Origin of the sequence: Candidatus Viadribacter manganicus (assembly GCF_001679665.1) — a bacterium.
In the GTDB taxonomy this organism is placed as follows: domain Bacteria; phylum Pseudomonadota; class Alphaproteobacteria; order Caulobacterales; family Aquidulcibacteraceae; genus Vitreimonas; species Vitreimonas manganica.
Window position 1 is genome coordinate 2,884,631 of sequence record NZ_CP013244.1, and the last position, 23,299, is coordinate 2,907,929.

The window sequence follows — 23,299 nt, forward strand, 5'->3', positions numbered from 1 at the left end:
AGAGCGCGCATCCCTGTGGGTAAAGATGCTGTTCAGACGCTCAAAGCTCGCCAGCGAAACGACCCAAGTCCTGCAAGGGCTGGGGCTGTCCGCGCGCGATGTTTCTCAGTCGGGTTTGGCGGCTCTGGAGCGACTCACCGCTGAGCTCGCCGAGTTGAAGGCCAAGCTTTCCGAGGCTGAGAACTTGGCTGACCGCGATACGCTTGCGCCGGTCTTCAACCGCCGGGCGTTCCTGCGCGAGCTCCACCGGACCATGTCTGAGGTCGAACGCTACAAGACGCCGGCGGCGGTGATCTATATCGACCTCGATGGCTTCAAGGCCGTGAACGACGAATTCGGTCACTCGGCAGGCGATGCGGTTCTGCGCCATGTGGGCCTGCTGCTGTCGGACAGCGTGCGCGAGAGCGACATCGTCGGCCGTCTGGGCGGTGACGAGTTCGGCATCATCCTCAACCGCGCCACGGCAGAGGAGGCCGTGGTCAAGGCGCAGGCTCTGAGCGATAAGATCAATTCGAGCGCAATTCTCTATGCCGGCGTCCCGCATCGCATTCGCGCGTCCGTGGGTGTTCATCCGATCGCGATGGTCGAAGATCCCGAAACCGCGATCGCACGCGCGGACGAGGCGATGTACGCTGAAAAGCACGCACGCCGCGCGCAAAGCCAAGCCTTCGCCGGTTTTTAGCGCGCGCTTCGGTCAGTGATGTCGTGCTTCGACAGGCTCAGCATGACGATTTTTCTACCAGCGTCATCCTGGATTTGAATTTGCGCCTACAGGTTGGGACGCGGGCCCGCATGTGTGCTTGACCCTGAAAGCTTGAGGCAAAGGCGAGCCGGAGGCTCGCGCTCCAACCTACAATTGCCGGTGCGCTTCCGTGTAGCGGATGCGGTGCTGCTTTAAAGCCGGACGCTAATCGCGATCGCGCCGAAGTCTTGGCGCGTTGGCTGCGTCTCAAACTCTTCTGTCCGCCACACATAGGTGTAAGCGATGCGCCAATCGCCGGCGCTGACCGAGAAGCCGGTCTGGAAATCGGCGACCAACGGTGTGCGATCTACCGAAGCGCTGTCTTCGAAGGTGTTGCCATCGAGGAAGAGGTTGTGCGCGACGGCGCGGCCTTGGACGCCAGCGAAGACCTGCCACGAGAGCGGTCCACCGCTAAAATGCTCTACGCCAGCAAGCGAGGGGCGAACGCGCGGCGGGCCGTAATCGTTGTCGAGACGCCAGCCCACACGAGCGGCGACGCCAACGCGTGCTTCTGTGCGCAGCGTACCAAGCGTGACGCCAGCGTTGGGCGTCAGGTCAAATTCGAGGCCACCCACGTCGGTGGACAGCTGCGCCCACGGCGGGCGCCAGCGGCGATCGAACGAAACCGCGAATGCGAATTCGTCATTGAGCTGGCTGTCCCAACCTTGTGGATCCGGCGCGCCCAGCACCTGGTGGATGCCGCGCTGTGCTTCTTCACCCAATGCGGATGGGCCGGTGACGCCGAATTCGAGTTCGTATGTATCAAGATAGCGCGGCTCAAGATTGCCGGGCCGGTCCTCTTCGGCGCCGATCATGATCTGCATGTAAAGCCAACCCGCATAGGGGTGCTGGTCTGGAGGCGCAGGGTTTGCGGTGATGTCTTCGGGGGTGAAGATCGATTGGCCGATCGCGACGCCCCAAAAATCTGGATCGCTGCCTGAGATGGCTTGCGTCAGTCCGCGCGTGCCCGAGAGAAATCCAGGCACTTCCTCCAATTGGCTGACGTACGCGAACTTGATCCCGGAGGTGTAGTTACGGTCCGCGCCTGAGGAGAGGCTGTCGTTCTCGACGACGAGAGAAAAGACGCCTTTGTCGCCGGCTTCAGCATCCTGTGCGAGCGCAGCGCCCGGCGACATCGCAGCGATCAGCGCCGCGCCACCAAGCCAATACTTCAAGCGATGATGTCCGGCATCAGCCGATCCTCGATCCATTTAATTTGGTCCCTCAAGACAAGCTTGCGCTTCTTCAGCCTGGCGAGCTGCAGCGCATCCCCACCGCTCTGTTCCTGCAGGGCAAAAATGGCGGAGTCGAGGGCGCGATGTTCCTCGCGGTACTCCATGAGGCGCGCCTTAAGCGCGCGCCGTTCCGGCGTATCGTTAATGTCGAAGCCGGTTCCGTCTTCGGAATCCATGAGTACTAGCGTCCGTGATTTCGCACGCCGCCCCATGTGCGCGCGAAAGGTGAGCTAAGACACGCCTCTTAGGCGCTGTAAAGTCGCCTGCGCGCCTGAAAACTGAAAGGGAATCAGGCCAAAATAAGAAAGTTTATTTTTGTTGTTGATGTAAGGAGACAACACAAAAAAAGCGGCGCACACTCGGAATCGCCAAAGCTAAAGGAGGCGCCTTCGATGGCTATCGAGCAGCGGCTGCGCGAACTTGACGCGCGCCATCGTGATCTCGACATCATCATCAAAAGTGAAGCCCAGCATCCCTCAGTAGATGCTTCCCGGCTCACGGCGATGAAACGCCAGAAACTGAAACTCAAAGAAGAAATTGAAGAGCTCCGACATAGGTCGGAACACTGAAAGCGAATAATTCGCTGCTGAAATCCAGCGGGTGGCGCTCAATTCTGAAATACGAGATTGAGCGCGCTCCCCGTGCTGGACTTTCCCCCTTAGCCGCTATCGCGTCGTGCTTTGTGCGCTGTCCACGAGCGCGAGATATTGGCCGTAGCCCTCTGCCTGCATTTGCGCGCGGGGGATGAAGCGGATCGCGCAGCTATTGATGCAGAAGCGCTGGCCGCCTGAGCCGCGCGGGCCATCATCGAACACGTGTCCCAAATGGTGATCGCCATTGCGCGAGCGGATTTCGATCCGGCGCATGCCCATGGTGTAGTCCTCATGCATGGTGATGGCGTTGGGATCGACAGGGCGTGTGAAGCTCGGCCAGCCTGAGCCGCTGTCATACTTGTCGGTCGAAACGAACAGCGCCTCGCCTGTGCGGGCCTCGACGTAGAGGCCAGCCTCATGGTTGTTCCAGTATTCATTGTCGAACGCGCGCTCGGTGCCGTTGTGGTCCATCACCAGCGAGCGGAGCCGCTCAAGCGCGGAGGGCGAACGCTGGGGCTGCTGCGCGGCCGGCGCCGTGGTGCGTTGCTGGGCGTAGGCGTAAATTCCGGCGCCGCCGGCAACGATAACAGTGGCGAGCAGGGCAGGGATGAATTTCATGGCGCTTAAGCTCCGGGTTCGAGGCTTATACGGCTGAAGTCGAGCGCTGGTTGCTTGAAACCACCGCGCGTTCTCCTTCGTATAGTCAGCATGATCCGCTCACTCCTTGCCAGCCTCTTCCTGTTTGTCGCCGCCGCCTGCTCAGCTGAGCCCTCATCGGCCCAGCAACCGCGCCAAGCGCCTTTGCCCGCAGGCCAGCAAGAGGCGGTGTTCGCCGGCGGCTGCTTTTGGTGCATGGAGCACGACATGGGTGCGCTGCCGGGCGTAAGTTCGGTAATGAGCGGCTACACCGGCGGGCGAAACGCCAACCCAACCTACGAAAACCACCCTGGACACTTCGAAGCCGTTCGCGTGCGCTTTGATCCGAACGTCATCACCTATCGCCAGTTGGTGGATCGCTATTGGCGCCTGACCGACCCAACCGACGACGGCGGCCAATTTTGTGATCGAGGCTCAAGCTACAGGCCAGCCATTTTCGTAACACCTGATCAGCGCGCTGATGCTGAGGCGAGCAAAGCTGCGGTCGTCGCGAGTGGAAACGTGAATGGCGAAGTGATCACGCCGATCCTGTCGCTGGGCCCCTTCACAGAAGCGGAGGAATATCACCGCGACTACGCCCGCCGAAATCCGGCGCACTATGCGGCGTATCGCACCGGCTGCGGCCGTGATGCACGTCTGCGCCAAGTTTGGCGGCGCTAAAATAAAGCCGCGTGCGCGATTTCTCGCTGCGCACGGCTAAATCCTTAGCTGCTTAAGTCTCCTCGCTCGAAGCCGGCTCTTGCTCGTATGTTTCCGCAGGCACGGTTTCCTGGGCCGACTTCAACGTCTTTGCTTGCGTCTTGGCGTTGCGCGCATCGGCGCGTGCCTTCGCAGCGGCGGCTTCCGCAACGACAGCGTCGAGCTCGATCTGGCTGCAGAGGCCGATTGTCACCGGGTCGACCGGCTTGATCTGGCTTGAGTTCCAGTGTGCACGGCTGCGCACTTGCTCGATCGTCGCCTTGGTGGTGCCGATCAACTTCACGACCTTGGAGTCCGGCACTTCCGGGTGGTTCTTTAGGAACCAGGCGATGGCGTCGGGGCGGTCTTGGCGGCGGGCAATCGGCGTGTAGCGCGCGCCCTTCTTCTTTACCTGCGGCAGGTCGATGCGCTTTTGCTCAAGCGGCTGCAGCTTGTAGGTTTCGCTGGCTTCGCCCTTGGCGATCTCTTCGCGCGACAGAAATCCTCCGGCGATTGGATCAACGCCGCGAATGCCCTTGGCCACGTCTTCGTTGGCGATGCCCTGCACTTCGAGTGGATGCAGGCCGCAGAAATCGGCGATCTGGCTGAAGGCGAGGGAAGTGTTTTCGATCAGCCACACGGCGGTGGCCTTCGGCATCAGCACGTTCGAGGACATGGGGAGGCTCCAGATACGCAAAAGCGCCCGGCGTCGTCGCCAGGCGCTAGCCAACTGGTGCAACGGGCTGACGCATCCGGGCGCGGACGAGGTCAGTTGAGGTCGATATAGCGCCGAGTTCGGAGCGAGGAAAGGTCCTTACGGAAACCTTTTGTTCACCCACCTTACTAATTTCCTAGCAAGGAACCTGCGGCAACCTGTCCTCGATTGAGGTTCGCCATGCGGGTTCGCCTGCCACGCTTTTTGACCGACCGCCGTGGTTTGACCGCGGTGACGTTTGCGCTCTCGCTGCCGGTGATTGTCGGCAGCGCGGGCCTTGGCGTTGAGGTTGGTTATTGGTTTTTCGAAGAGCGTCGCCTGCAGACGGCCGCAGATCTCGCGGCGAATGCTGGCGCTGTTGTCCTCCGTTCTGGCGCTACGCGCACGGATGTCGTCGGCGCAGCTACCGAGGAAGCCGCTGAGAATGGCTATGTGCCGGGTACAATCGTGGTGAACACGCCGCCAACCGTCGGCGGCCATAGAGACGACCATGCCGTCGAAGTTGTGCTTGAGCGCAATCTGGAGCGCTTCTTCACCGGACTGTTCACTGAAGAGCCCGTGACCGTGCGCGTTCGCGCCGTCGCGGCGTATGAGAATGAGCAGCAAGCCTGCATCCTCGCGCTCGATACATGGGCGAATGACGCCGTGATCTTCATCGGCAACCCGACGGCGACGTTCAGTGGCTGTGTGGTGATGTCGAACTCACTCGCAGACGATTCCATCACCATCGCCGGCAGCGCTGATGTGACCGCGCCGTGCATCGTCTCTGCTGGCGGCACGGCTGTGAGCGCCGATCTCACGCTCACTTCGTGCGCCGCGCCGATGGAGGAAATGCCCCAAGCCCAAGATCCTTATGCGAACTTGGCCGAACCCTCTACATCCGGACCATGTGCAAGCCTTCCGGGCGGCAACCCGCATTTGCCGAAGACTTTGAACCCGGGCGTCTATTGCGGTGGGCTCAATCTGTCGGGTGATTTCACCTTGAATTCTGGCGTCTACGTCATCGATGGGGGCGAATTTCGTATTAACGCCGGCGCGCGCGTCACCGGACATAACGTCATGTTCTTCCTGACCGGCGGCGCTACTGTCCACTTCAACGGCAACGCCGAGATCGACCTGACGGCGATGACCACTGGCGTCTATGCCGGCGTGCTGATGTACGGCGATCGCGATCAGGCCAACGCCGAGAACGTTTTCAATGGCACCGCCGCCTCAAATTTTACCGGCGCACTTTATTTCCCGTCGCAAGAGGTCACCCACAACGGCAACTTCTCCGGCGCCAATGGCTGCTTGCGCATTGTGGCGCGCTCCATCGATCTCCGCGGCGATGCCGGCTTCGGCACAGATTGCACCGGCACGGGTCTCGATACGATCGAGGTGCCCGGATCAGTGAGGTTGGTCGAATGATGTGGCTTTCAAAGCTCGTTTCGTTCGCGCGCAATCGACGCGGCGCTAGCGCCGTCGAGTTTGCGCTGATCTCGCCGCTTCTCGCGATTGCTTTGCTGGGCATCGCCGAAGTGGGCCAGGTTGCCTACCAGCGCACCGACATGCACGGGGCGCTGCGCTCTGGCGGCCAGTATGTTTTGAACGGCGGACGCGATCTTGCCGTGGCGCGTGAAATTATTGTTCGCTCATGGTCCGCAATGCCCGAAGACGCGCGCGTGGAGGCTACGCGCTTTTGTCTTTGTGGGAGTCTCGCCCATGCCTGCAATAGCCCGTGCAGCGGTGGCTCAGTGCCGGAGGCCTATATCAGCTTGAGCGCGCACGCGACTTTAGGCGGCATCGTAGTGGATTACGGGGACAGCGCCGATGACTCAATTCGCATTCGCTAAGCGATTGCTAGCACGCGATCATTCGGGCGCGACGGCGGTTGAGTTCGCCATGATCGCACCCGTGCTCTTCACCTGCATCGTCGGCATATTGTCGCTTGGCATGGCGTATTATGAAGGCGCGACGGTTCAGTGGTCGCTGGAGCGCACGTTGCGCGCCGCAATGATCGATCCAGAAGTGACGGGCGCGCAGATCGAGGCTTCGCTCAACGAGCGGCTCGAAGCGATCGGTTCGCCAGTGGTCGATTTCTCTTACATTATTGATGATAGCGGCAGTGTGCCCGTCGCGGTTGCGACTGCGAACTACGAGGTGCCGCTGCGTGTGCCGTTCGTGCCTGACTTGGCGCTGCACTTCTCAGCCGAAAGCGTAGCACCCGCGCCGGCTGGCTGAAGCGGCGGGCCCGGCCCGAGCCGGGTCCGCTTGGCTATCGCGCCGCTGCGCAAAAAAGTGGTGCGTCCTCGCTGGAAACAAGTGACGTCGTCGACAAAACCCACCAAGCTGCTGCCCTTGGCTGTTGGGGGACGCGATGCTGCGCCGGACACTTCTTGCACTTGCTGGCGCACTTTCGCTTGGCGCTTGCGCCTCCACCCAAAGCGCGGAGCGTTACGATGTCATCATCGCCAACGGCACAGTCTATGACGGCTCCGGTAGCGCGCCGGTTGGCGCCGACATAGCGATCCGAGGCGATCGGATTGCCGCTATAGGCAATTTGGCAGGCGCGTCTGCTAGCCAGCGCATCGATGCGCATGGCATGGCGGTGGCGCCCGGCTTCATCAACATGCTCTCTTGGGCGACGGAGTCCTTGCTTGAGGATGGTCTATCTCAAAGCGACATTCGCCAAGGCGTGACGCTCGAAGTCATGGGTGAGGGCTGGACTATGGGGCCGATCAACGAGGCGATGCGCGCCGAGATGATCCGCCAGCAAAGCTACATCCAGTTTGACCCGACCTGGACGACGCTCGGCGAATACATGGATCACATGGTCGAGCGTGGCATTACGCCGAACATCGCCAGTTATGTTGGCGCCACCACTGTGCGGATTCACGTGCTTGGCGAAGCCGATCGCGCGCCCAATGCGCAAGAACTGGCGCAGATGCAGGACCTCGTGCGCCAGGCTATGCGCGAAGGCGCGCTCGGCGTCGGCTCATCATTGATCTATGCGCCTGCCGCGTACGCTCAAACCGACGAATTGATCGCGTTGACCGCCGCCGCTGCGGAGTTCAACGGCGGCTACATCTCGCACATGCGTTCCGAAGGCGATCGCTATCTTGAAGCCATCGATGAGCTGATCGCCATTGGCCGTGCAACCGGTGCGCGCGTGCAGATGTATCACATGAAGCCGGCGGGTGAGGCGAACTGGGATTTGTCTGAGCCTGGCTTGGCGCGGCTCAATGCAGCGCGCGCCGAAGGCATCGATGTCACCGCCAACGTCTACACTTACCTCGCAGGCGCCACCGGCTTGGATGCGACGATGCCGCCATGGGTGCAGGAGGGCGGCCACGACGCCTGGGTGGCGCGCCTGCGCGATCCGGCAATCCGCGCGCGCGTTCTGCGCGAGATGCGTGCGCCCGCCACGAATTGGGAAAGCCTACTGCGTCTGACGCGCGGTCCTCAGGACGTCATCCTGATCGGCTTCCGTAATCCTGAACTGCGTGGCTACACCGGCAAGACTTTGGCCGAAGTCGCCGCCGCGCGCGGCACAAGCCCGGAAGATACGATTATTGATCTTGTCATCGAAGATAATTCGCGTGTCGATACCGCTTACGTGCTGATGAGTGAAGAGAACCTCGAACGCAATTTGCGCTGGCCCTACACGATGCTGGGCTCAGACGCGGGCTCAATGGCCCCTGAAGGCGCATTTCTTCAATTCAATCCGCACCCTCGCAGTTACGGCAACGTAGCGCGGTTCCTTGGTCGCTATGTGCGTGATCGCCAAGTCATGCCGCTCGAAGAAGCGATCCGTCGCCTGACGACGTTGCCGGCGCAGTCCATCGCCATCCGCGAACGCGGCGCGCTGGAAGTGGGTTACTTCGCCGACGTCGTTGTCTTCGATCCCGCAACCATCGCCGATCACTCAACGTTCGAAAATCCGCACGTCTACTCAACCGGAGTCCGCGACGTGTTCGTCAACGGCGCGCAAGTTCTGCGCGATGGCGAGCACACTGGCGCAACGCCCGGGCAAGTCGTCCGTGGACCTGGCTGGATTGGTTACGCTTCGGAATAGGCGGCGGCGGAACTGACGTTTGGCGCCCGCTGTTCTCTTCGAAAGGAGAGACCTATGACCGAGCCGCAGCAACCGCGCAGTGAAAAGAACGCGAAGTCCGGCGTGAAGCCGGGCCAAACGCCCAACACGACCGGTTCAAAGAACGCCAATCGTCCCGTGCCGGAAGAGGATGTCTTTGGCGGCGCGGACCGGGTTCGCAAAGGCAAAGACGTTCGCTCGCCGAAGGCAAAGCCGTGAAGGGCCCAATTCAAGGGCCGCCAAGAATATAGTCGGTGATGTCAATATTCGTGTAGTCGAAGTTTTGGAGCACGATCTGGAAGTTCTCGCCGTGCACGCCGTAGAAATCCAAAATCGTGTTGGCGCCATCGGCGATCAAAAATCCATACCAATCTGGCGATTCTCCGTTTGCGTCGAAACCGAGCCCGCGCAAGTCGATGAGATCGATGCCGTTTTGAAAATCTGTGATTGTGATGACCCCGCTCGTGCGGGGCCCGATGACGAACGTGTCGGCGCCGCTTCCGCCCGTCATGCGGTCGTTGCCCGCATTTGAGATGAGCACGTCGTTGCCGTCGCCGCCGAACATGTTGTCATTGCCTAGGCCGCCATCGATGCGGTCATTGCCGCCACGGCCGTCGATCGTGTCGTTGCCGTTCGTTCCATTCAGTACATTGTTGCGGTTGTTGCCGTTCAGATTGGGCATCGAGCGCCTCCTTCGCGTTTAGCGAAAGGGGCGGTGCTTTGCCACTTTCCTCAACCCCGCGAATGCGGGGGTTAGTTGGTGAGAATGATCTTTCCTGCATGCGATCCCGCTTGCAGGCGCGCATGTGCGGCTTCGGCTTCGCTCAGCGTGAAGGTGCTGTCGATGACCGGCCGCACGCGGCCTGCGGCGATCCACGGCCACACGTTGCGTTCTACTTGAGCCGCAATGCGCGCTTTTTCTTCAACGCTGCGCGAACGGAGCGTTGATCCTGTGAGCGTAAGCCGCTTCAGCATCAACCTCATCAAGTTGAGCTGCGCCGTTGGACCCTGCAGGAAGGCGATCATGACCACGCGGCCTTGATCGTTCAGGACGTCGAGGTTTTTTTGAATGTACGGGCCGCCAACCATGTCGAGCACGACATCAGCGCCGCCCAAATCGCGCACGACCGTTTCGAAATCCTCTGTCCGGTAATTGATGCCGCGATGAGCGCCGAGCTTTTCGCAGAGCTTTACCTTCTCTGCATCGCCAGCAGTCGCGAATACTCGAGCGCCGAAGGCCCGCGCCATTTGAATGGCCGTGGTGCCGATGCCGGACGCGCCGCCGTGGACGAGGAGCGTTTCGTTCGGCTTTAGAGCCGCGCTTTCGAAGACGTTCGCCCACACCGTCATCACCGTTTCCGGCAGCGCTGCGGCTTCGATCATTGAAAGACCGGCCGGGATCGGGAGCGCCGCGCCCTCGTGCGCTAGCGCGTACTCCGCATAACCACCGCCGGCCAAGAGTGCGGTGACCTTGTCGCCGACATGCCAGCGCGTGACGCCAGAGCCGACCTCAACCACTTCACCAGCTGCTTCCAGCCCGAGCGTAACTGGCGCTCCGGGCGGAGGCGGGTAGAGCCCCGCGCGCTGCATCAGGTCGGGTCGGTTTACGCCCGCAGCTTCGACGCGGACCAGGATTTCATGATTGCCGGGCTTTGGCACGTCGTCGCTGACCAAGGAGAGCGGCTTATCGGGCCCATGCATGACCCTGCGCATCGTCGACGGTTTAAGCACGCGTCTCTCCCTTAAAATGAGGTCCGTTTAGGTTTATAATCGTTCAGAGGAGATAGGCCCATGATCGATGACGATCCATTCGCACCGCCGGCGAAGAAGGCGGTTCCGCTGGAACAGCAATTGGAGGTCGCCTCGATCGACGAACTCGAATTTCGTATTCAGAAGCTTAGAGCTGAGATCGCACTTTGCGAGGCGGCGATCACGAAAAAGCGCGCCCAACGCGAGGCGGCGAATTCTGTATTCGGCGCGCGGCCATCTTAACCCATCGCGCCTGGCTTTCGATTATGACGGCCCGCGCCTTGCGACCTTCATGGCCTCATGACCGATACGAACCAAACTTCCCCTCAGAGGGCAAATTTCGACGCTAAACGGGCCATTGATTTCGCCCGGTCGGAGCTTTTTGAGCGCACCTTTAAGGAAGGCATGGCGCTCGTTGAGGAAACCGCCGCCTATTTGGACGGCCCGGGCCGGGCTGCTTCCAAGCGTCTCTCACGCGCTGCAGCTCTCGCTTATGCCGGAGAAAGCATGCGTCTCACGACGCGCCTGATGCAGGTCGCGTCATGGTTATTGGTTCAGCGCGCGGTTCGCGATGGCGAGATCCAAATGGTTGAGGCTTCAAGCGAGAAGTATCGCCTGATCTCCCGCGACACGCAGCCGACAACCGGCTTCGCCGGCAGCGATGAGCTTCCTGAGGCTCTAAAGAGCCTCATTATCCGTGGCGGTGCGATCTTCGAACGTGTCCGGCGCCTGGACGGCACCATGTACGATGGCGATAGGGACGAGCCTGCAAACGCGGTCTCGGACCAGCTCGCGATGCTCCACCAGGCATTCGGCCGCTAAAAATCGAAAGCGGCCCGGGCGGCGGGCCGCTTTCCTTTGGGGGGGCTAATACTGAGGCCGCCGTGCGGTGCGGGGTCGTCAGCGGCCTCCCAAAGAAAATGCGCTCGCCCCTCTGGTCGTTCCTGCGCATCGCTTGAGACCTGTGCATAAGTCCAAAAGCAAAAACGGCCTCCAATCGGAGGCCGTTTTGCGTTTGGCTGTCAGGCGAGGCCTTATTTCTTCTTGATGAAGCCGCCGAATTTGTCGTTGAAGCGCGAAACGCGGCCGCCGCGGTCGAGCATGGTTTGGTTGCCGCCGGTCCAGGCCGGGTGCGATTTCGGATCGATATCGAGCGCCAGCGTCGCGCCGCTTTCGCCGTAGGTCGAACGGGTTTGGAAGGTCGAACCATCGGTCATCGTGACCGTGATCATGTGGTAATCGGGATGGCCTTCGGTTTTCATGACCCGGAATCCTGCGCGCGCCCACCTGGGGGATAAAATTGAAGCGGGGCTGATAGCGGAAAGAGGCTAGGCTAGCAAGGGCCCCATCGGGCCTTCCCAGCCTTGGGCACTCTACTTAGGACGCCAAACATGACGTGGTTGTTCGTAGGCGTTTTAGGCGGTTTGGCCGTGGTTGGCGTCGCTGGCTGGGCGCGGGGCGAACGCAAGAAGGTCGAGGCCGAGGCGGACCAGCGGCGGGAGCGGGCCCGGCTCCAAGCCGAGGAGGCGCAACTTCTGGCGCGCCTCCGGCAGGATAAAGCCGGCGAATGATCTTCTGGTCTTTTCTTGGCTTCCTGCTGATTGGCTGGATCGCGGTGCTTCAGCGTAATCATTTAAGAGAGTGCGATACTCGCCTTGAGCGCCAGCGTCGCCAAAGCGTGGGTGCGCTCCGATCCCTGGCGCCCACCAAGATCCGGACGAGGAAGAACAGCGCCTGTTAGCGATCCTTCAGGAGCGCAAAGAGAAGGGAGAAAGCTGATGGCGCAGGCTGGCTATTCCGGGACGCCGCTGGCGAAGAAGCTCGGGTTTAAACCAGGCGAGCCGTTATGGGCGTCCGGCATGCCGGCCTCGGTGAAGAAGGTGATCGATAAAGAGGCGGGGCCTTGCTACCTCGCGCGCCCAACCAAGGCGCTGGCCGCCGCGCACATCTTTCACACCAGCGCCGCCAAGCTTGAGGCAGAGCTTGAGAGCCTTCGAACCAAACTCGCTCCGGATGGGATGGTGTGGGTGTCGTGGCCGAAGAAGGCCGCCAAGGTCGAGACTGACATCACCGAAGACACCATCCGTAAAGTAGCTCTGCCGATGGGCTACGTGGATGTGAAGGTCTGCGCGGTGGATGAGGTCTGGTCCGCACTAAAGCTCGTGATTCGCAAGGCTCTTCGCTGATCAGTGTGCGCTTTCGCTGGCGGGCGCTGCTTGCGTCTTTGCTTTTAAGGGTTCGGAATCTGGCACTAGCCGCAGCAAGAACGGGTTGACCGCGATGGAGATCAGTGCGGCGGCGAGAATGAGATTGTAAGTCTCTTGCGCCATGACTTCGAGCTGAAGTCCTAGTCCCGCCAGCACGAACGAGAACTCGCCGATCTGGGCGAGCCCAAGCGCCACCAGTGCGCTGGCCTGCGGTGGTTGTTTCATCATCCGCATCAGCACGAAGGCCAGCAGCGCCTTGCCCACGATGACCACAGCGACAATCGCGGCCACGCTCCACGGTTCACGGATCACCACAAACGGATCGAACAACATGCCAACGGCAACGAAGAACAACACCGCGAACGTGTCGCGAAGCGGCAGCGAGTCTTCGGCAACTTTGTGCGAGAACCGCGAGCCATTGAGCGCGAGCCCGCCGAGGAATGCGCCGAGCGCAAAGCTTGCCCCGAACCAGAAATAGGCGGCCCAGGCAACGCCGAGCGCCAGCGAGAGCGTCCCAAGCGAAAGCAGCTCGCGAGATTTGGCGTGCGCGATCTGCACGATAAGCCACGGGAAGAAGCGTCCGCCGATCACCAGCATAAGCGCGATGAATCCAGCAATCTTCGCGAAGGTGATGGCGAGCGCGATCACAAGCGGGCCGATGGAAACGTTGGCTTGCTCTGCCGCCATGGCTGAAACGATGGCGGGCAGCACGACGATGGCGAGCACGATCAGCACATCCTCGATCAGCAGCCAGGAAATGCCGATCCGTCCTTCCTCGGTTTTGAGCGCGCGCTTGTCCTCCATGGCGCGCAGGAAAACGATTGTGCTCGCGATCGAAAGCGATGCCCCCAGAACGAAGCTCTCGACGCCGGACATGCCGAGGAGCAGCCCGGTCACGTAACCCACGGCGCCTGCCGCTAGCGTGTGCACGAGCGAGCCAGGCACGGCGATCCCGCGGACCGACCAGATATCGTCGATCGAGATCTTCAGCCCGACCCCAAACATCAGCAAGATCACACCGATCTCGGAAAGCTGCAGCGCCAATTCGGTGTTGCCGGTGAAACCGGGCGTGTACGGACCAACCGCAAGGCCTGCGAGCAGATAGCCGACGATAGGCGAGAGCCGCAGGCGCGAGGCGACGAAACCTAAGACAAACGCCAGCACGATCGCGGCCACCAGGGTCGTGATCAGTGCGTACTTGTCTTCCATTTCCGCTGCGCTCCCTCCGTGTGATCCATAACGCACACTGCGACGCTGGCACGCAAGGCAAGCGACTGATTTTCTCCGCCGCTAGGAACAAGGTGCGATGCGCCACGTTTTCGCCTCATCGGATGGGACCGAAACGGGCAGATGTCATGGCTTGCGATGCTTCACTGAGTTCTGATGCGGCCGTTGCGCCGGTCTCGTTCCGCCGTGACGAGCGCTTCGCTGTTCTCTTTGGCGGCGCAGCTATTGGCATCGCGACAGGTTTCGGTGCGGCGATGGCCATGGGCCGGACTGGTATGTGGCCGCTGCTCGTTGCGTCGCCGCTCTTCATCATTGCAGCTTACCTCGCCGTCGCGACCTTTCGCGATGCGCTAGACCGGCGCGCGATTGGGTGCTCGCTCGCCGCGGCGATGGTGACGCTGTCTCTGCTGGCTTGGCCGGCGATGGCTGTGATCTTTCCGATGTCAGCGCCGCAATTTTGGATCGCGCCGGCGGCGACGATGGGCTCGATCGTGCTGCTGGCGTCGTGCTGGAGCGGAACGCAGGGCGCCGCTTATCGTCTCTCGGGTGAGGCCGCCTCGATCTGCATGATCATCGGCTTTCTCGGCCTAAATCAACTTATGGGCTAAAGTCCAACGGCGGTGAGGGCTTTCGCTTGGCGCTCCGCCAGCGCTTCAGGAGAGAAGCCCTCAACGCTCTCGGCGAACATGGCGGCGAAGTTGAGTTCCGCGCGAAGGTGCAGGAACGCTGCGCCCAGTCCAATTGCGGCGCGATCCATGAACACGAACTCGCGCGGGATCAGGACGGGGCCAAGCGTCTTTAGCCGCTTGCGCACTTGCATCGCTTCGCGACGTCCGTACTCAGCCGGCGGCACATCGTCCGCGATCGTGCGCACGCGATCTTCCAAAAGCGGGCCATAGATAAAGCGCGCCCACATGGTCAGTGCGTCGATGAGATCCTTGTTGAGGTTCTTGAAGCCCCAAATCTCATACGAGTGCGCGACTTGCGCCATGTCTTCGGCTTTGAGCCCGCGCCACAAACCGACGACGCCTTCAAGGAAGCGGGCAGGGAAGACGCGAACGCAGCCGAAATCGAGCAAGTGCAAACGCTCGGCATTGTCGGTGAGCGCATAATTGCCGAGGTGCGGATCGCCGTGGATGACGCCGTAATGCGTCATCGGTCCCCACCACGCCTTGAACAGAAGCTCGGCGATGCGGTTGCGGGTTTCTTGGGGTTCGTCGAGCCAGTGCATCAGCCCGCGACCTTCGAGCCAGGTCATGGTTAGCAAACGCTTGCTGGAAAGCGTCTCGACCGGCTCCGGGGTTTTGATGCGCTCCTCATCCGCGAGGATCTGCGCGAACAAGAGCATGTGCTTCAGCTCGCGTCCGTAATCGAGCTCCTCGCGCAAGCGTTCGCCAACTTCCAGCACCGCCTCGGATGAATCGATCGAGCCATCCATGCTCTTGAAAAGCCCGAGCAGCGTCTTGAGCTGACCGAGATCAGCTTCGACGGCGCTCGCCATGTCCGGATATTGAAGCTTGCAGGCAAGCGCGCGTCCGTCATGCGAGGTCGCGCGATGTACTTGGCCGAGCGAGGCGGCGGCGGCGGCTTCACGCTCAAACGACCCAAACTTGGTTTCCCAGTCCTCGCCAAGTTCCGCACGCATGCGCCGTTGCACGAACGGCCAACCCATCGGCGGCGCGTGCGCTTGAAGTTTGCGGAACTCTTCCGCGTACGCTTGGGGCAGGAGGTCAGGAATTGTTGAAAGCAGCTGTGCTACCTTCATCAATGGGCCCTTGGAGCGACCCAGGGCCTGGCGCAAAGCGCGCGCTAAAGCGTGTTGATCCGCACCCATCATCCGCGCGCCGACAGCGCCGGAGATGTTCGCGCCAACACTTGCAACGCGCCCGATGCGCGCCGTGATGCGATTGCGTTCTGGGTCTTTAGCGTCGGTCATCGCATCCAGGCATGGTGAACAGCTCGTTTATCTAATGCCTATGAGGCCTTACGATAATCGCGTTTCGGTGTGCCATTTTAACGCGACCTGAACTTCCTTTCCGTACTGTCGGCTCGTGACCAGCGTTTCCGTCAGAGAAACGCGGCAATAAGTTGGTGGTGGTACATGGGAAAGACGATCCTGATCGTCGATGACGATCCGGCGCAGCGCCGTCTGTTGCAGGCGGCTGTAGAGCGCAATGGTTTCCTGACACGAGCGGCAGAGAACGGCGCCCAAGCGGTCGAGGCCGTCGATAAGCACGCTGATATCGACATCGTGCTATTGGATCTCGTCATGCCGGGCATGACGGGCCAAGAAGCCTTGAAAGAAATTCGCATGCGCCGCGGCGATCTGCCGTGCATCGTTCTGACTGCCTCGGGCGGCATCGATACGGTTGTGCAGGCCATGCAAGCCGGCGCGAGCGATTTCTTCGTGAAGCCGGCGTCGCCCGAGCGGATCATGGTTTCGATCCGTAATGCGCTCGAAATGTCGAACCTGAAGACCGAAGTAGTGCGCATGAAGAAGCGCGTCGCCGGTCATCTTTCGTTTGACGATATGGTCGCCAACGCGCCGGTGATGGCGCCGGTCGTTCGCATGGGCAAGCGTGCGGCAGCCTCGAACATCCCGGTGCTGATCACCGGTGAAAGCGGCGTCGGCAAGGAATTGCTGGCGCGTGCGATCCAGGGCGCTTCAGAGCGCGCCGGCCGTCCGTTCGTGACCGTGAACTGCGGCGCGATCCCGGAAAACCTGGTTGAGTCCATTCTGTTCGGCCACGTGAAGGGCAGCTTCACCGGCGCGACGGATAACCACGCCGGCAAATTCGTTGAAGCGCACGGCGGCACGCTGTTCCTCGACGAAGTTGGCGAACTGCCGCTCGACATGCAGGTGAAACTGCTGCGCGTGCTGCAAGAAGGCGAAGTCGATCCGGTTGGCGGCAAGCGCCCGGTGAAGGTCGACGTTCGCATCATCAGCGCGACCAACAAGGATTTGGCGAAACTCGTTGCCGATAACGCCTTCCGCGAAGATCTCTACTATCGCCTCAATGTCTTCCCCATTGAAGCGCCGCCGCTGCGCGATCGCAAAGAAGATCTGCCGTCGCTGGTTCAGCGCTTTGTCGCGCGCTTCAACGCAGAAGAGGGCCGCAACGTTCGCGGCGTTTCCGCCGCGACGATGCAGATGCTCATGGGCTTCGATTGGCCGGGCAATGTCCGCCAACTTGAGAACTCAGTGTTCCGCGCGGTCATTCTGTGCGAAGGCGACACGCTGGAGCCTGAAGACTTCCCGCAAATCTCTGGCTTGAAGCCTTTGATGGCCGCGAACGATACGCTGCCGATTGAAGTGCCGGCGCCGGCCAACGATCATCACGTCACTGCAGCGCACGTCGCGTTCGCCTCGGTGGTGGAAGCCGCTGAAGACGCCGCCGCACGTCCCGTGGCTGTGTTCGACGGCGAAGGCCACCTGCGCCAGCTCGAGCAGATCGAACGTGACTTGATCGAACTCGCGATTGACCACTATGCCGGTCATATGTCGGAAGTTGCTCGCCGTCTCGGCATCGGCCGCTCAACGCTTTATCGCAAGCTTCGCGAATACGGCCTCGAAGAAAAGGCCGTCGGCGAAAATTAAGGAATTAGTCGATGACGTTGATGCTCCTCTCTTTGGCGGGCATCAACGTCATCGCCTTCTTCGCATTCGGATGGGATAAGCGCCGCGCCGAAACCCAGCAGCGCCGGATCCCCGAACGCACCTTGCTTATGCTGGCGTTCTTCGGCGGCGCTCTCGGCGCTTTGCTGGGTCAACAACTCTTTCGTCATAAAACCAAAAAGCAGCCGTTCGGCGTGCTGCTCTTGCTCTGCGCGCTCGCGAACGTTGCGTTTGGCATCTTCTGGCTGTCGCCGGTTATTCGCGCAGCCATCGGCCTCTAACTCTCGTCCCGCGCGGGGCGTTGCGGCCGGTTCTTCCAACCGAGCGGCTTCTTCGTCGTCATGCCTTTGCGCTTCTTGCCGCGCGCTTTCGCGGCGATCTCTTTCAGCTTCACGGTCTGAAGCGAGGAGAGGGCTTCGTCTTTGCGGCCCTTGCTGAGATCGTTGAAGGCAGAGCCGTATTTCTCCAGCCGCTTGTCGACTTCGGTAAGAAATGCCGTTTCCCACTGCGAGTAATCGACAGCGCCTTCGCCGGGCTTCACTTCGCCGGTCTCGGGATCGATCGCCTCCGGCGCAGCGCTTTTGGCGGCGAGCTTGCGGATGATCCGCAGCGCCTTGCGCGTCTGCTTGGGGTCGACCTCACGGGCCATGCCCGCAAGCTTAGGCGTGCGGGCGCCTTAACGCAAAATCGGGGCTTAGATTTCGCCCAGTGCGTGCAGATAGAGTTCGCGAATTTGCTCTTGCTCTTCGCGCTCTTGGCGGTCCTGCTTACGGATACGGATCACTTGGCGAAGCACTTTGCTGTCAAAGCCCACGGCCTTGGCTTCGGCGTAGCTTTCCTTGATGTCGTCGCCGATCGACTTTTTCTCTTCCTCGAGACGCTCGATGCGCGCCACGAGTTGGCGCAGCTTTTCTTGCGCCGTTTGCGTCAGAGATTGTGTCGCAACGACCGTATCGGTCCCACCAAAGTCCGCCATAGCCCACCTGTTCGTTTCGAGAATCGAATCGTTACCAGAGGCTAGTCCGTCGTTCGCGTTGACGTCATCTCGTTGACACGGCGAATCGCGGCGATGACCAGATCTGTCCTCAGGCGGTGCGGCATATGTCCGGTTTCGGGGGCGATCACGAGTTCCGCCGCCGGCATATCCACAGCCAGCGCGCGTGCGTGGCGCTTGGGCGAGACGATCTTGTCCTTCTCCGCCGTGAGAATGACCGCCGGTGTGAATAACTCGCCGTAGCGCGGCTGCTGGGCGCCGAACTCGACATTCGAGGCGACAACATCAAATGCGCTGGCGCGAAATGCGCGCGGGCAAAAGATCAGTGGCACCCCGGCTTGCTCAAGATAGTTCACCGGCACAGGCGCTGGCCAAAAGTTGTTGGCGACGCTCTGCGGGATCATCGGCGGCCCGAGCCACGGAATGATGAGGTTGCAGAAAAGTTCGCCGATGATCGGCTTGGTTGAAAGGCGCGCCCACCATGCAGGTTTCCAAGGATAGGGATTGCATGCCGGCGCAACGAGCACGAGGCCACTGACCAAACGCGGATGATCGAGCGCAAGGCGCAGCGCAACGCCCGCGCCGAGCGAATGGGCCACGATGATCGCCGGCCCATCGCCAGTTTGCTCCAGCACCCGCGCCGCCGCCTTCGCTTGCGAGGCCATGGTGTGGGCGTCGCGGCGGGCGCGCTCGGAATGGCCCATGCCGGGGCGATCGTAGGCAATGACGTGATGCAGAGGTGAGAACTCATCCGCCAACGGCCCCCAAAGTTCGAGCAGATTCGAACTCGCGCCATGGATCAGAAGCATCCGCGGTGCGCCTTGTGGGCCGGCCTCGCGGACATGCAAACGCACGCCGTCAGCGTCGATAAAACGGCCAGTGGGCGCAAAGCGCGCAACAGTGCGCCGGACGTACGCGCGTGAATGTGACGCCAACACGTAGCCGCTCAGTGCGATCGCGGCGGCGATCGCAGCCAGCCACAGGATCATGCGTCGCGGCCGTCGACGCGTGGCTCGAGGCGGCGAACGCCTTGCAGCGCGACCTCGTAATGGGGGTGAATCACCAACGCTGCGCGGAAGGCTTCGAGGGCTGCGCGCTGCTGGCCCAGTTCTTCGTAGATGAGTCCAAGGCCGGCGAGTGCGCCGAAGTGGCGTGGCTCGCGCTTCAGTGTTTCTTGAATCGCCGCGATCGCGCCGGGATAGTCGTCGGTTGAGTAATAGAGATTGGCGCGCCGGTTCCAGGTCTCTGCGTAATCTGGCGCGAGATCCGACGCTTGATCGAGGAAACGCTCCGCCAGTTCGGCGTCGCCGGCGCTTTCGGCCGCGTTCGCGCGTTCGAGCAGAATGTTGACGGTTGGCGAGCCGCTGTCGGCCCAACGCGCCCAGATGGCTTGCTCGATCGGGGTTGCGGTCTGGGCGTCCTCGGCTTGCTCCAACTGAGAGAACAGGGCGTCGAGTTCGGGATCGGCGCGCGTCGGTGCGGACGAGCCAGCGTTGCACGCGGCAAGCGTCAGGGCGGCTGCGACTGCGAATAAGAAATTGCGCATGACGAGATGAATCGAATTCATCTTACCTGAAATTCACAACGCCCGCGAGGGCTTCGCGGGCGCCTGTGAGCTTCAATTGGGGCCTAATTCAGCCCTGCTTCGCCTTATACCGGGGATCAACTTTGTTGATCACGTAGATCCGGCCCTTGCGGCGCACGACTCTGCAAGCCCGGTGGCGAGCTTTGAGTGACTTGAGCGACGACTTGACTTTCATGGCCGAATTTCCGGGGCGAAAAGGAAGCGGGGCTTCTAAGGGGGCCTCCTGCGTAAGTCAATGTGGGGACGTTGATACGGCCCCCGACGCACCCTAAGGGCGTTGAGGGCTGATGACGAAGGGGTACCAGATGGCGCGAGCTTTTATACTTGCGGCGGCGATTTCGCTGGCGATTGCCTGCGGGCCGTCCACGGTTGGCGCCCAGCCGGCCCCCCAGCCACCCAGCTTTCAGCCCACCGGGAACCGGGCTTTCGACGAATGGCGCGACGAATTCGCGCGCCGGGCGGTTTTGCGGGGGCGGGACCCCGCCGTTCTCGGCCGGTTGCTGGCCGGGATCACGCCGGATGATCGCGTCATTGAGCTGGACCAGCGCCAGCCCGAATTCGTGAGCCCGGTCTGGGATTACGTGACCAACCGCGTCACCGAGAACCGCATCAGTTCGGGCCGCGCCCTGAAGAACGAGATCGCCGGCACCCTCGATGCCGTTGAGCAACGCTACGGCGTGCCCACCGGCATCATCCTTGGGATCTGGGGGCTGGAGAGCAATTACGGTGAGGCCGCGCTCAATTGGGATGCGCAGACGGCGCTCGCGACGCTCGCTTACGAAGGGCGCCGCCGCGAGCAATTCGAAGGCTACCTGATGGCGCTCGCCGAAATGGTCGAGCGCGATCTCGCGAGCCAAGGCCAGTTGCGCTCTTCATGGGCCGGCGCGCTCGGCCAGCCGCAATTCATGCCCGATGTCTATCTCACCACCGCCGTCGATTGGGATGGCGATGGCCATCGTGACATCTGGAACAATCGCGGCGACGTCGCCGCTTCGATTGGCAACTACCTGCAAGATCGTGGCTGGCGTCGTGGCGAGCCGGTGTTTGAAGAAGTGCGCCTGCCGGACAATTTCGACTACGCGCTCGCCGACGGCACCATGCGCACCATTGCAGATTGGAACGAGCGCGGCGTGCGCCGCATCGACGACGTTGCTTGGCCGGGCGCGGAGTGGGGTCTGCAGGCGCAACTCTTCTTGCCAGCAGGCGCGAACGGTCCGGCGCTGATGCTCTATCACAATTTCGGTGTGATACGGCGCTACAACAATTCGGATCGCTACGCACTGGTGGTGGCTTTGCTGGCGCGCGCCTTCGATGGACGTAGTGGCTTGGTGTCCGATTGGCCGCGCGCTGCGGGCGCGCTCAATCGCGAACAAATCCTCGAACTGCAAACCTTGCTCAATGGCTTGGGGTACGATTCCGGCACGCCGGACGGCCTGTTTGGCTCGGGCACGCGTCGCGCAGTTCGCAACTACCAGGCCGCTCAGAGCTTGCCCGCTGATGGGTTTCCAACAGCGGCATTGTTGACCCGTGTGCGCTCAAGTGCAGGCATCAGCGATCCTGAGCCACGCGTGCCGCGCGGCCTGCAGCGCAATGGCATTCGCGAGTTGCAGCGTCTGCTGAACCGCCAAGGCTATCATGCTGGCGCTGCCGATGGTGTTATCGGTTCGCGGACGCGTGACGCGATCCGCGCGTTCGAGCGTGCACAGGGTATGGAAGTTCGCGGCCGCGCGACGGACGTTGTGCTGGAGCGTGCACGCGCCGCTGGACGCTAAGCTGGCGGCGTTTCGCTTGGCGGTGGCGGCGGCGCGACGGCGTCGCGCAGTCGCCGGCTCATCGCCGCGAACGTACACATAAAGGCGAGCACCGCCGCGACGATCGCCAGCGGCGCGTTCATGCCGAAGTGTTCGTAGACAACGCCGCCGAGCAGTGGCGAGAAGATGAAGCCCGCACCGTTCACGGCAACGACCAAGCCGGCCGCCGCACCTTGCTCGTGCGGGTCCACCGCAACTGACGCGCCGCCGGTGAAACCCGGCCGGGCCAAGCCGGCGCCAAGTCCCAATAAGGCTTGGGCGGCAAGCAACACTTCAAAATTCGCCGCGAAGATCTGCATCATCACAGACGCGCCGGAAATCGCCGCGCCCCAAATCATGAGCGATCGCGGCCCAATTTTCAGTCGCGGCAGAATAACGAGCTGTGTGAACAGCAGCGCCATCGCATTGGCCATGAAGCCGTAAGAAATAAGTTGCGTGCCAGCTGCGCCCGAAACGCCAAGCCGGTCCATCGTGAACAAGCCGAACACCTGCACCGTCACACCTGCGACGATCGACAGTGCAAAGCCGTAGATCAAATACCCAGAAAGCCGCCGATCGGTTATCAAGGCGAGGGATTGCCCAATGCTTGCGCGCTGGCGTTTTGAATGCGGCGCCGTGCGCTCAGGCAAGAAGAACAAAATCGCGAGCGACGCGCAGAGCGCTAACAGGCCGACCAGCCAGATCGGAAACACAGTTCCAAAGCGCGCCGCCAACCAGGCGCAAACACCAGGCCCCACCGCTTGCCCTACCGCGAACGCTGAACTCAATCCCGCCAATTGCGCGGTGCGCTCGAACGCTGTCGTGCGGTCCGCGATGTAGGCTTGCGCGGAAGGTGAGGAGGCTGAGCCAAACGCGCCGAAGATTGAGCGCGCCAAGACCAAAGAAATGAAGAGCGCAAAGCCGGTGAGAGCGCCCGATTGCCCGAGCATCACGGCCGTTCCGAACGAGGCCATCGAGATCGCATACGCGAACAAGCCGAGCGCGATCGTCGGCTTGCGCCCCACATTATCTGAAAGCCGGCCCCAGTAGGGGCTCGCAAGCACCCAGAGCAAAGCAGAGAGGGAGAAGATCCAGCCGACGCTCGAGTCTCCAAGATTAAGTTCGCGCACCAAAGGCGGTGCGACCGCAAGCAACATCGAATTGCCCGCGCCGATCACCAGCATGCAGGTCCAGAGGAGGCGAAACTGCCGGTTGCGACCGATGGGTGCGGTTTCCGCAGCTGGAGGCGCGGCAAACGGGTCTGGAGCTGGGGAATCCGCCATGTCAGCGGCTCTTGCTACGCCTAAACGGCAGCGGCGGCCAAGGTGTTGACGAAAAGGAAACTGGCAAACACCGCAGAAAGGCTAACGGCGAAACGGCGCGTTAAGCGCGAGGGTGCATAAAGCCAGTTGGCAGAATGCCTTCTAGGTAAACGCGCG

General features: G+C 61.5%; 31 protein-coding genes. 16 read left to right on the top strand and 15 right to left on the bottom strand.

The features are described 5' to 3' along the window. The first annotated feature begins 25 nt into the window (after positions 1-25). On the top strand, positions 26-682 hold the full coding sequence (locus ATE48_RS14715; RefSeq protein WP_066772753.1) for a GGDEF domain-containing protein: 657 nt from the start codon (positions 26-28) through the stop codon (positions 680-682). Positions 683-894: 212 nt separating this feature from the next. On the opposite strand, the gene ATE48_RS14720 is transcribed toward ATE48_RS14715, so the two are convergent. Further along, a complete protein-coding gene (locus ATE48_RS14720; protein ID WP_228126642.1) occupies positions 895-1,917 on the bottom strand; it encodes a lipid A deacylase LpxR family protein in 1,023 nt (340 codons plus the stop codon). Further along, positions 1,914-2,081 carry a YdcH family protein gene (locus tag ATE48_RS14725; RefSeq protein ID WP_066775185.1) on the bottom strand — a complete coding sequence of 56 codons (168 nt, stop codon included), beginning with the start codon at positions 2,079-2,081 and terminating at the stop codon, positions 1,914-1,916. Before ATE48_RS14725 ends, ATE48_RS14720 begins: the two co-directional genes overlap by 4 nt. A 288-nt stretch (positions 2,082-2,369) precedes the next feature. On the opposite strand from ATE48_RS14725, the gene ATE48_RS14730 reads away from it, so the two are divergent. After that, positions 2,370-2,546: a YdcH family protein gene (locus ATE48_RS14730; protein WP_066772756.1), complete on the top strand. Its 177-nt coding sequence runs from the start codon at positions 2,370-2,372 to the stop codon at positions 2,544-2,546. Between the two features lie 96 nt (positions 2,547-2,642). Here the strand turns inward: ATE48_RS14730 and msrB are convergent, their stop codons facing one another. Next, positions 2,643-3,188: a peptide-methionine (R)-S-oxide reductase MsrB gene (gene msrB / locus ATE48_RS14735; RefSeq protein ID WP_083197380.1), complete on the bottom strand. Its 546-nt coding sequence runs from the start codon at positions 3,186-3,188 to the stop codon at positions 2,643-2,645. A gap of 90 nt (positions 3,189-3,278) precedes the next feature. Here msrB and msrA point away from each other — a divergent pair, with 90 nt between their 5' ends. After that, positions 3,279-3,887 (top strand): peptide-methionine (S)-S-oxide reductase MsrA, encoded by a 609-nt coding sequence (gene msrA / locus ATE48_RS14740; RefSeq protein WP_083197381.1) that lies wholly within the window; start codon positions 3,279-3,281, stop codon positions 3,885-3,887. 52 nt (positions 3,888-3,939) lie between these two features. Here msrA and ATE48_RS14745 read toward each other — a convergent pair whose 3' ends face one another. Then, positions 3,940-4,581, bottom strand: a complete 642-nt coding sequence (locus ATE48_RS14745; protein WP_066772757.1) for a cell cycle transcriptional regulator TrcR — start codon at positions 4,579-4,581, stop codon at positions 3,940-3,942. Positions 4,582-4,800: 219 nt separating this feature from the next. Between ATE48_RS14745 and ATE48_RS14750 the strand changes: the two genes are divergently transcribed. The 5 genes from ATE48_RS14750 (at position 4,801) to ATE48_RS14770 (ending at position 8,911) form a co-directional block, all read left to right on the top strand. After that, positions 4,801-6,027 (top strand): pilus assembly protein TadG-related protein, encoded by a 1,227-nt coding sequence (locus ATE48_RS14750; RefSeq protein WP_066772758.1) that lies wholly within the window; start codon positions 4,801-4,803, stop codon positions 6,025-6,027. After that, positions 6,024-6,452, top strand: coding sequence for a TadE/TadG family type IV pilus assembly protein (locus tag ATE48_RS14755; protein WP_066772760.1), 429 nt, complete (start codon positions 6,024-6,026; stop codon positions 6,450-6,452). The genes ATE48_RS14750 and ATE48_RS14755 overlap by 4 nt, the downstream gene beginning before the upstream one ends. Continuing rightward, positions 6,430-6,840 carry a TadE/TadG family type IV pilus assembly protein gene (locus ATE48_RS14760; RefSeq protein WP_066772762.1) on the top strand — a complete coding sequence of 137 codons (411 nt, stop codon included), beginning with the start codon at positions 6,430-6,432 and terminating at the stop codon, positions 6,838-6,840. The genes ATE48_RS14755 and ATE48_RS14760 overlap by 23 nt, the downstream gene beginning before the upstream one ends. A 136-nt stretch (positions 6,841-6,976) precedes the next feature. Next, entirely contained in the window at positions 6,977-8,674 is a 1,698-nt protein-coding gene (locus ATE48_RS14765) for an N-acyl-D-amino-acid deacylase family protein (protein WP_066772765.1), read from the top strand. Positions 8,675-8,728: 54 nt separating this feature from the next. Further along, positions 8,729-8,911, top strand: coding sequence for a hypothetical protein (locus ATE48_RS14770; protein ID WP_066772769.1), 183 nt, complete (start codon positions 8,729-8,731; stop codon positions 8,909-8,911). A gap of 10 nt (positions 8,912-8,921) precedes the next feature. On the opposite strand, the gene ATE48_RS14775 is transcribed toward ATE48_RS14770, so the two are convergent. Beyond that, entirely contained in the window at positions 8,922-9,374 is a 453-nt protein-coding gene (locus ATE48_RS14775; RefSeq protein ID WP_066772771.1) for a M10 family metallopeptidase C-terminal domain-containing protein, read from the bottom strand. Positions 9,375-9,445: 71 nt separating this feature from the next. Further along, positions 9,446-10,405, bottom strand: a complete 960-nt coding sequence (locus ATE48_RS14780) for an NAD(P)H-quinone oxidoreductase (protein WP_066772773.1) — start codon at positions 10,403-10,405, stop codon at positions 9,446-9,448. A gap of 78 nt (positions 10,406-10,483) precedes the next feature. Here ATE48_RS14780 and ATE48_RS14785 point away from each other — a divergent pair, with 78 nt between their 5' ends. Both ATE48_RS14785 and rcdA read left to right on the top strand, forming a co-directional pair. Then, positions 10,484-10,684, top strand: a complete 201-nt coding sequence (locus tag ATE48_RS14785; RefSeq protein ID WP_066772775.1) for a DUF1192 domain-containing protein — start codon at positions 10,484-10,486, stop codon at positions 10,682-10,684. A gap of 162 nt (positions 10,685-10,846) precedes the next feature. Further along, entirely contained in the window at positions 10,847-11,263 is a 417-nt protein-coding gene (rcdA, locus tag ATE48_RS14790) for a protease adaptor protein RcdA (RefSeq protein ID WP_229255093.1), read from the top strand. Between the two features lie 212 nt (positions 11,264-11,475). On the opposite strand, the gene rpmE is transcribed toward rcdA, so the two are convergent. After that, on the bottom strand, positions 11,476-11,703 hold the full coding sequence (rpmE, locus tag ATE48_RS14795; RefSeq protein WP_066772779.1) for a 50S ribosomal protein L31: 228 nt from the start codon (positions 11,701-11,703) through the stop codon (positions 11,476-11,478). A 129-nt stretch (positions 11,704-11,832) separates the two neighbouring features. Here rpmE and ATE48_RS14800 point away from each other — a divergent pair, with 129 nt between their 5' ends. Both ATE48_RS14800 and ATE48_RS14805 read left to right on the top strand, forming a co-directional pair. Beyond that, complete coding sequence (locus tag ATE48_RS14800; RefSeq protein WP_066772781.1) at positions 11,833-12,012, top strand: hypothetical protein; 180 nt, start codon at positions 11,833-11,835, stop codon at positions 12,010-12,012. Positions 12,013-12,219: 207 nt separating this feature from the next. Continuing rightward, positions 12,220-12,627, top strand: a complete 408-nt coding sequence (locus ATE48_RS14805; protein ID WP_066772783.1) for a DUF3052 family protein — start codon at positions 12,220-12,222, stop codon at positions 12,625-12,627. Here the strand turns inward: ATE48_RS14805 and ATE48_RS14810 are convergent, their stop codons facing one another. Then, on the bottom strand, positions 12,628-13,857 hold the full coding sequence (locus tag ATE48_RS14810) for a cation:proton antiporter (RefSeq protein WP_066772786.1): 1,230 nt from the start codon (positions 13,855-13,857) through the stop codon (positions 12,628-12,630). It lies immediately after the preceding gene. 146 nt (positions 13,858-14,003) lie between these two features. Between ATE48_RS14810 and ATE48_RS14815 the strand changes: the two genes are divergently transcribed. Continuing rightward, positions 14,004-14,483 carry a hypothetical protein gene (locus ATE48_RS14815; protein WP_156767795.1) on the top strand — a complete coding sequence of 160 codons (480 nt, stop codon included), beginning with the start codon at positions 14,004-14,006 and terminating at the stop codon, positions 14,481-14,483. Here ATE48_RS14815 and ATE48_RS14820 read toward each other — a convergent pair. Then, positions 14,480-15,811, bottom strand: coding sequence for an ABC1 kinase family protein (locus tag ATE48_RS14820; protein ID WP_066772790.1), 1,332 nt, complete (start codon positions 15,809-15,811; stop codon positions 14,480-14,482). The genes ATE48_RS14815 and ATE48_RS14820 overlap by 4 nt on opposite strands. A gap of 165 nt (positions 15,812-15,976) precedes the next feature. Here ATE48_RS14820 and ATE48_RS14825 point away from each other — a divergent pair, with 165 nt between their 5' ends. Both ATE48_RS14825 and ATE48_RS14830 read left to right on the top strand, forming a co-directional pair. Continuing rightward, positions 15,977-17,473: a sigma-54-dependent transcriptional regulator gene (locus ATE48_RS14825; RefSeq protein ID WP_066772791.1), complete on the top strand. Its 1,497-nt coding sequence runs from the start codon at positions 15,977-15,979 to the stop codon at positions 17,471-17,473. Positions 17,474-17,484: 11 nt separating this feature from the next. After that, a complete protein-coding gene (locus ATE48_RS14830) occupies positions 17,485-17,772 on the top strand; it encodes a DUF1294 domain-containing protein (protein WP_066772793.1) in 288 nt (95 codons plus the stop codon). On the opposite strand, the gene ATE48_RS14835 is transcribed toward ATE48_RS14830, so the two are convergent. From ATE48_RS14835 to ykgO, 5 genes are all read right to left on the bottom strand, one after another. Then, a complete protein-coding gene (locus tag ATE48_RS14835; protein WP_066772795.1) occupies positions 17,769-18,140 on the bottom strand; it encodes a hypothetical protein in 372 nt (123 codons plus the stop codon). The two genes, ATE48_RS14830 and ATE48_RS14835, sit on opposite strands and share 4 nt — an antisense overlap. 45 nt (positions 18,141-18,185) lie before the next feature. Continuing rightward, positions 18,186-18,467, bottom strand: coding sequence for a DUF2312 domain-containing protein (locus ATE48_RS14840; protein ID WP_066772797.1), 282 nt, complete (start codon positions 18,465-18,467; stop codon positions 18,186-18,188). 41 nt (positions 18,468-18,508) lie between these two features. After that, positions 18,509-19,474 (bottom strand): alpha/beta fold hydrolase, encoded by a 966-nt coding sequence (locus ATE48_RS14845; protein WP_066772799.1) that lies wholly within the window; start codon positions 19,472-19,474, stop codon positions 18,509-18,511. Then, positions 19,471-20,052, bottom strand: coding sequence for a tetratricopeptide repeat protein (locus ATE48_RS14850; protein WP_066772804.1), 582 nt, complete (start codon positions 20,050-20,052; stop codon positions 19,471-19,473). Before ATE48_RS14850 ends, ATE48_RS14845 begins: the two co-directional genes overlap by 4 nt. Positions 20,053-20,119: 67 nt before the next feature. After that, positions 20,120-20,245, bottom strand: a complete 126-nt coding sequence (gene ykgO, locus ATE48_RS19465) for a type B 50S ribosomal protein L36 (RefSeq protein ID WP_083197382.1) — start codon at positions 20,243-20,245, stop codon at positions 20,120-20,122. 130 nt (positions 20,246-20,375) lie between these two features. Here ykgO and ATE48_RS14855 point away from each other — a divergent pair, with 130 nt between their 5' ends. Beyond that, on the top strand, positions 20,376-21,842 hold the full coding sequence (locus ATE48_RS14855) for a lytic murein transglycosylase (protein ID WP_066772806.1): 1,467 nt from the start codon (positions 20,376-20,378) through the stop codon (positions 21,840-21,842). Here ATE48_RS14855 and ATE48_RS14860 read toward each other — a convergent pair. Further along, entirely contained in the window at positions 21,839-23,143 is a 1,305-nt protein-coding gene (locus ATE48_RS14860; RefSeq protein ID WP_066772808.1) for an MFS transporter, read from the bottom strand. The two genes, ATE48_RS14855 and ATE48_RS14860, sit on opposite strands and share 4 nt — an antisense overlap. Between the last annotated feature and the right edge of the window lie 156 nt (positions 23,144-23,299).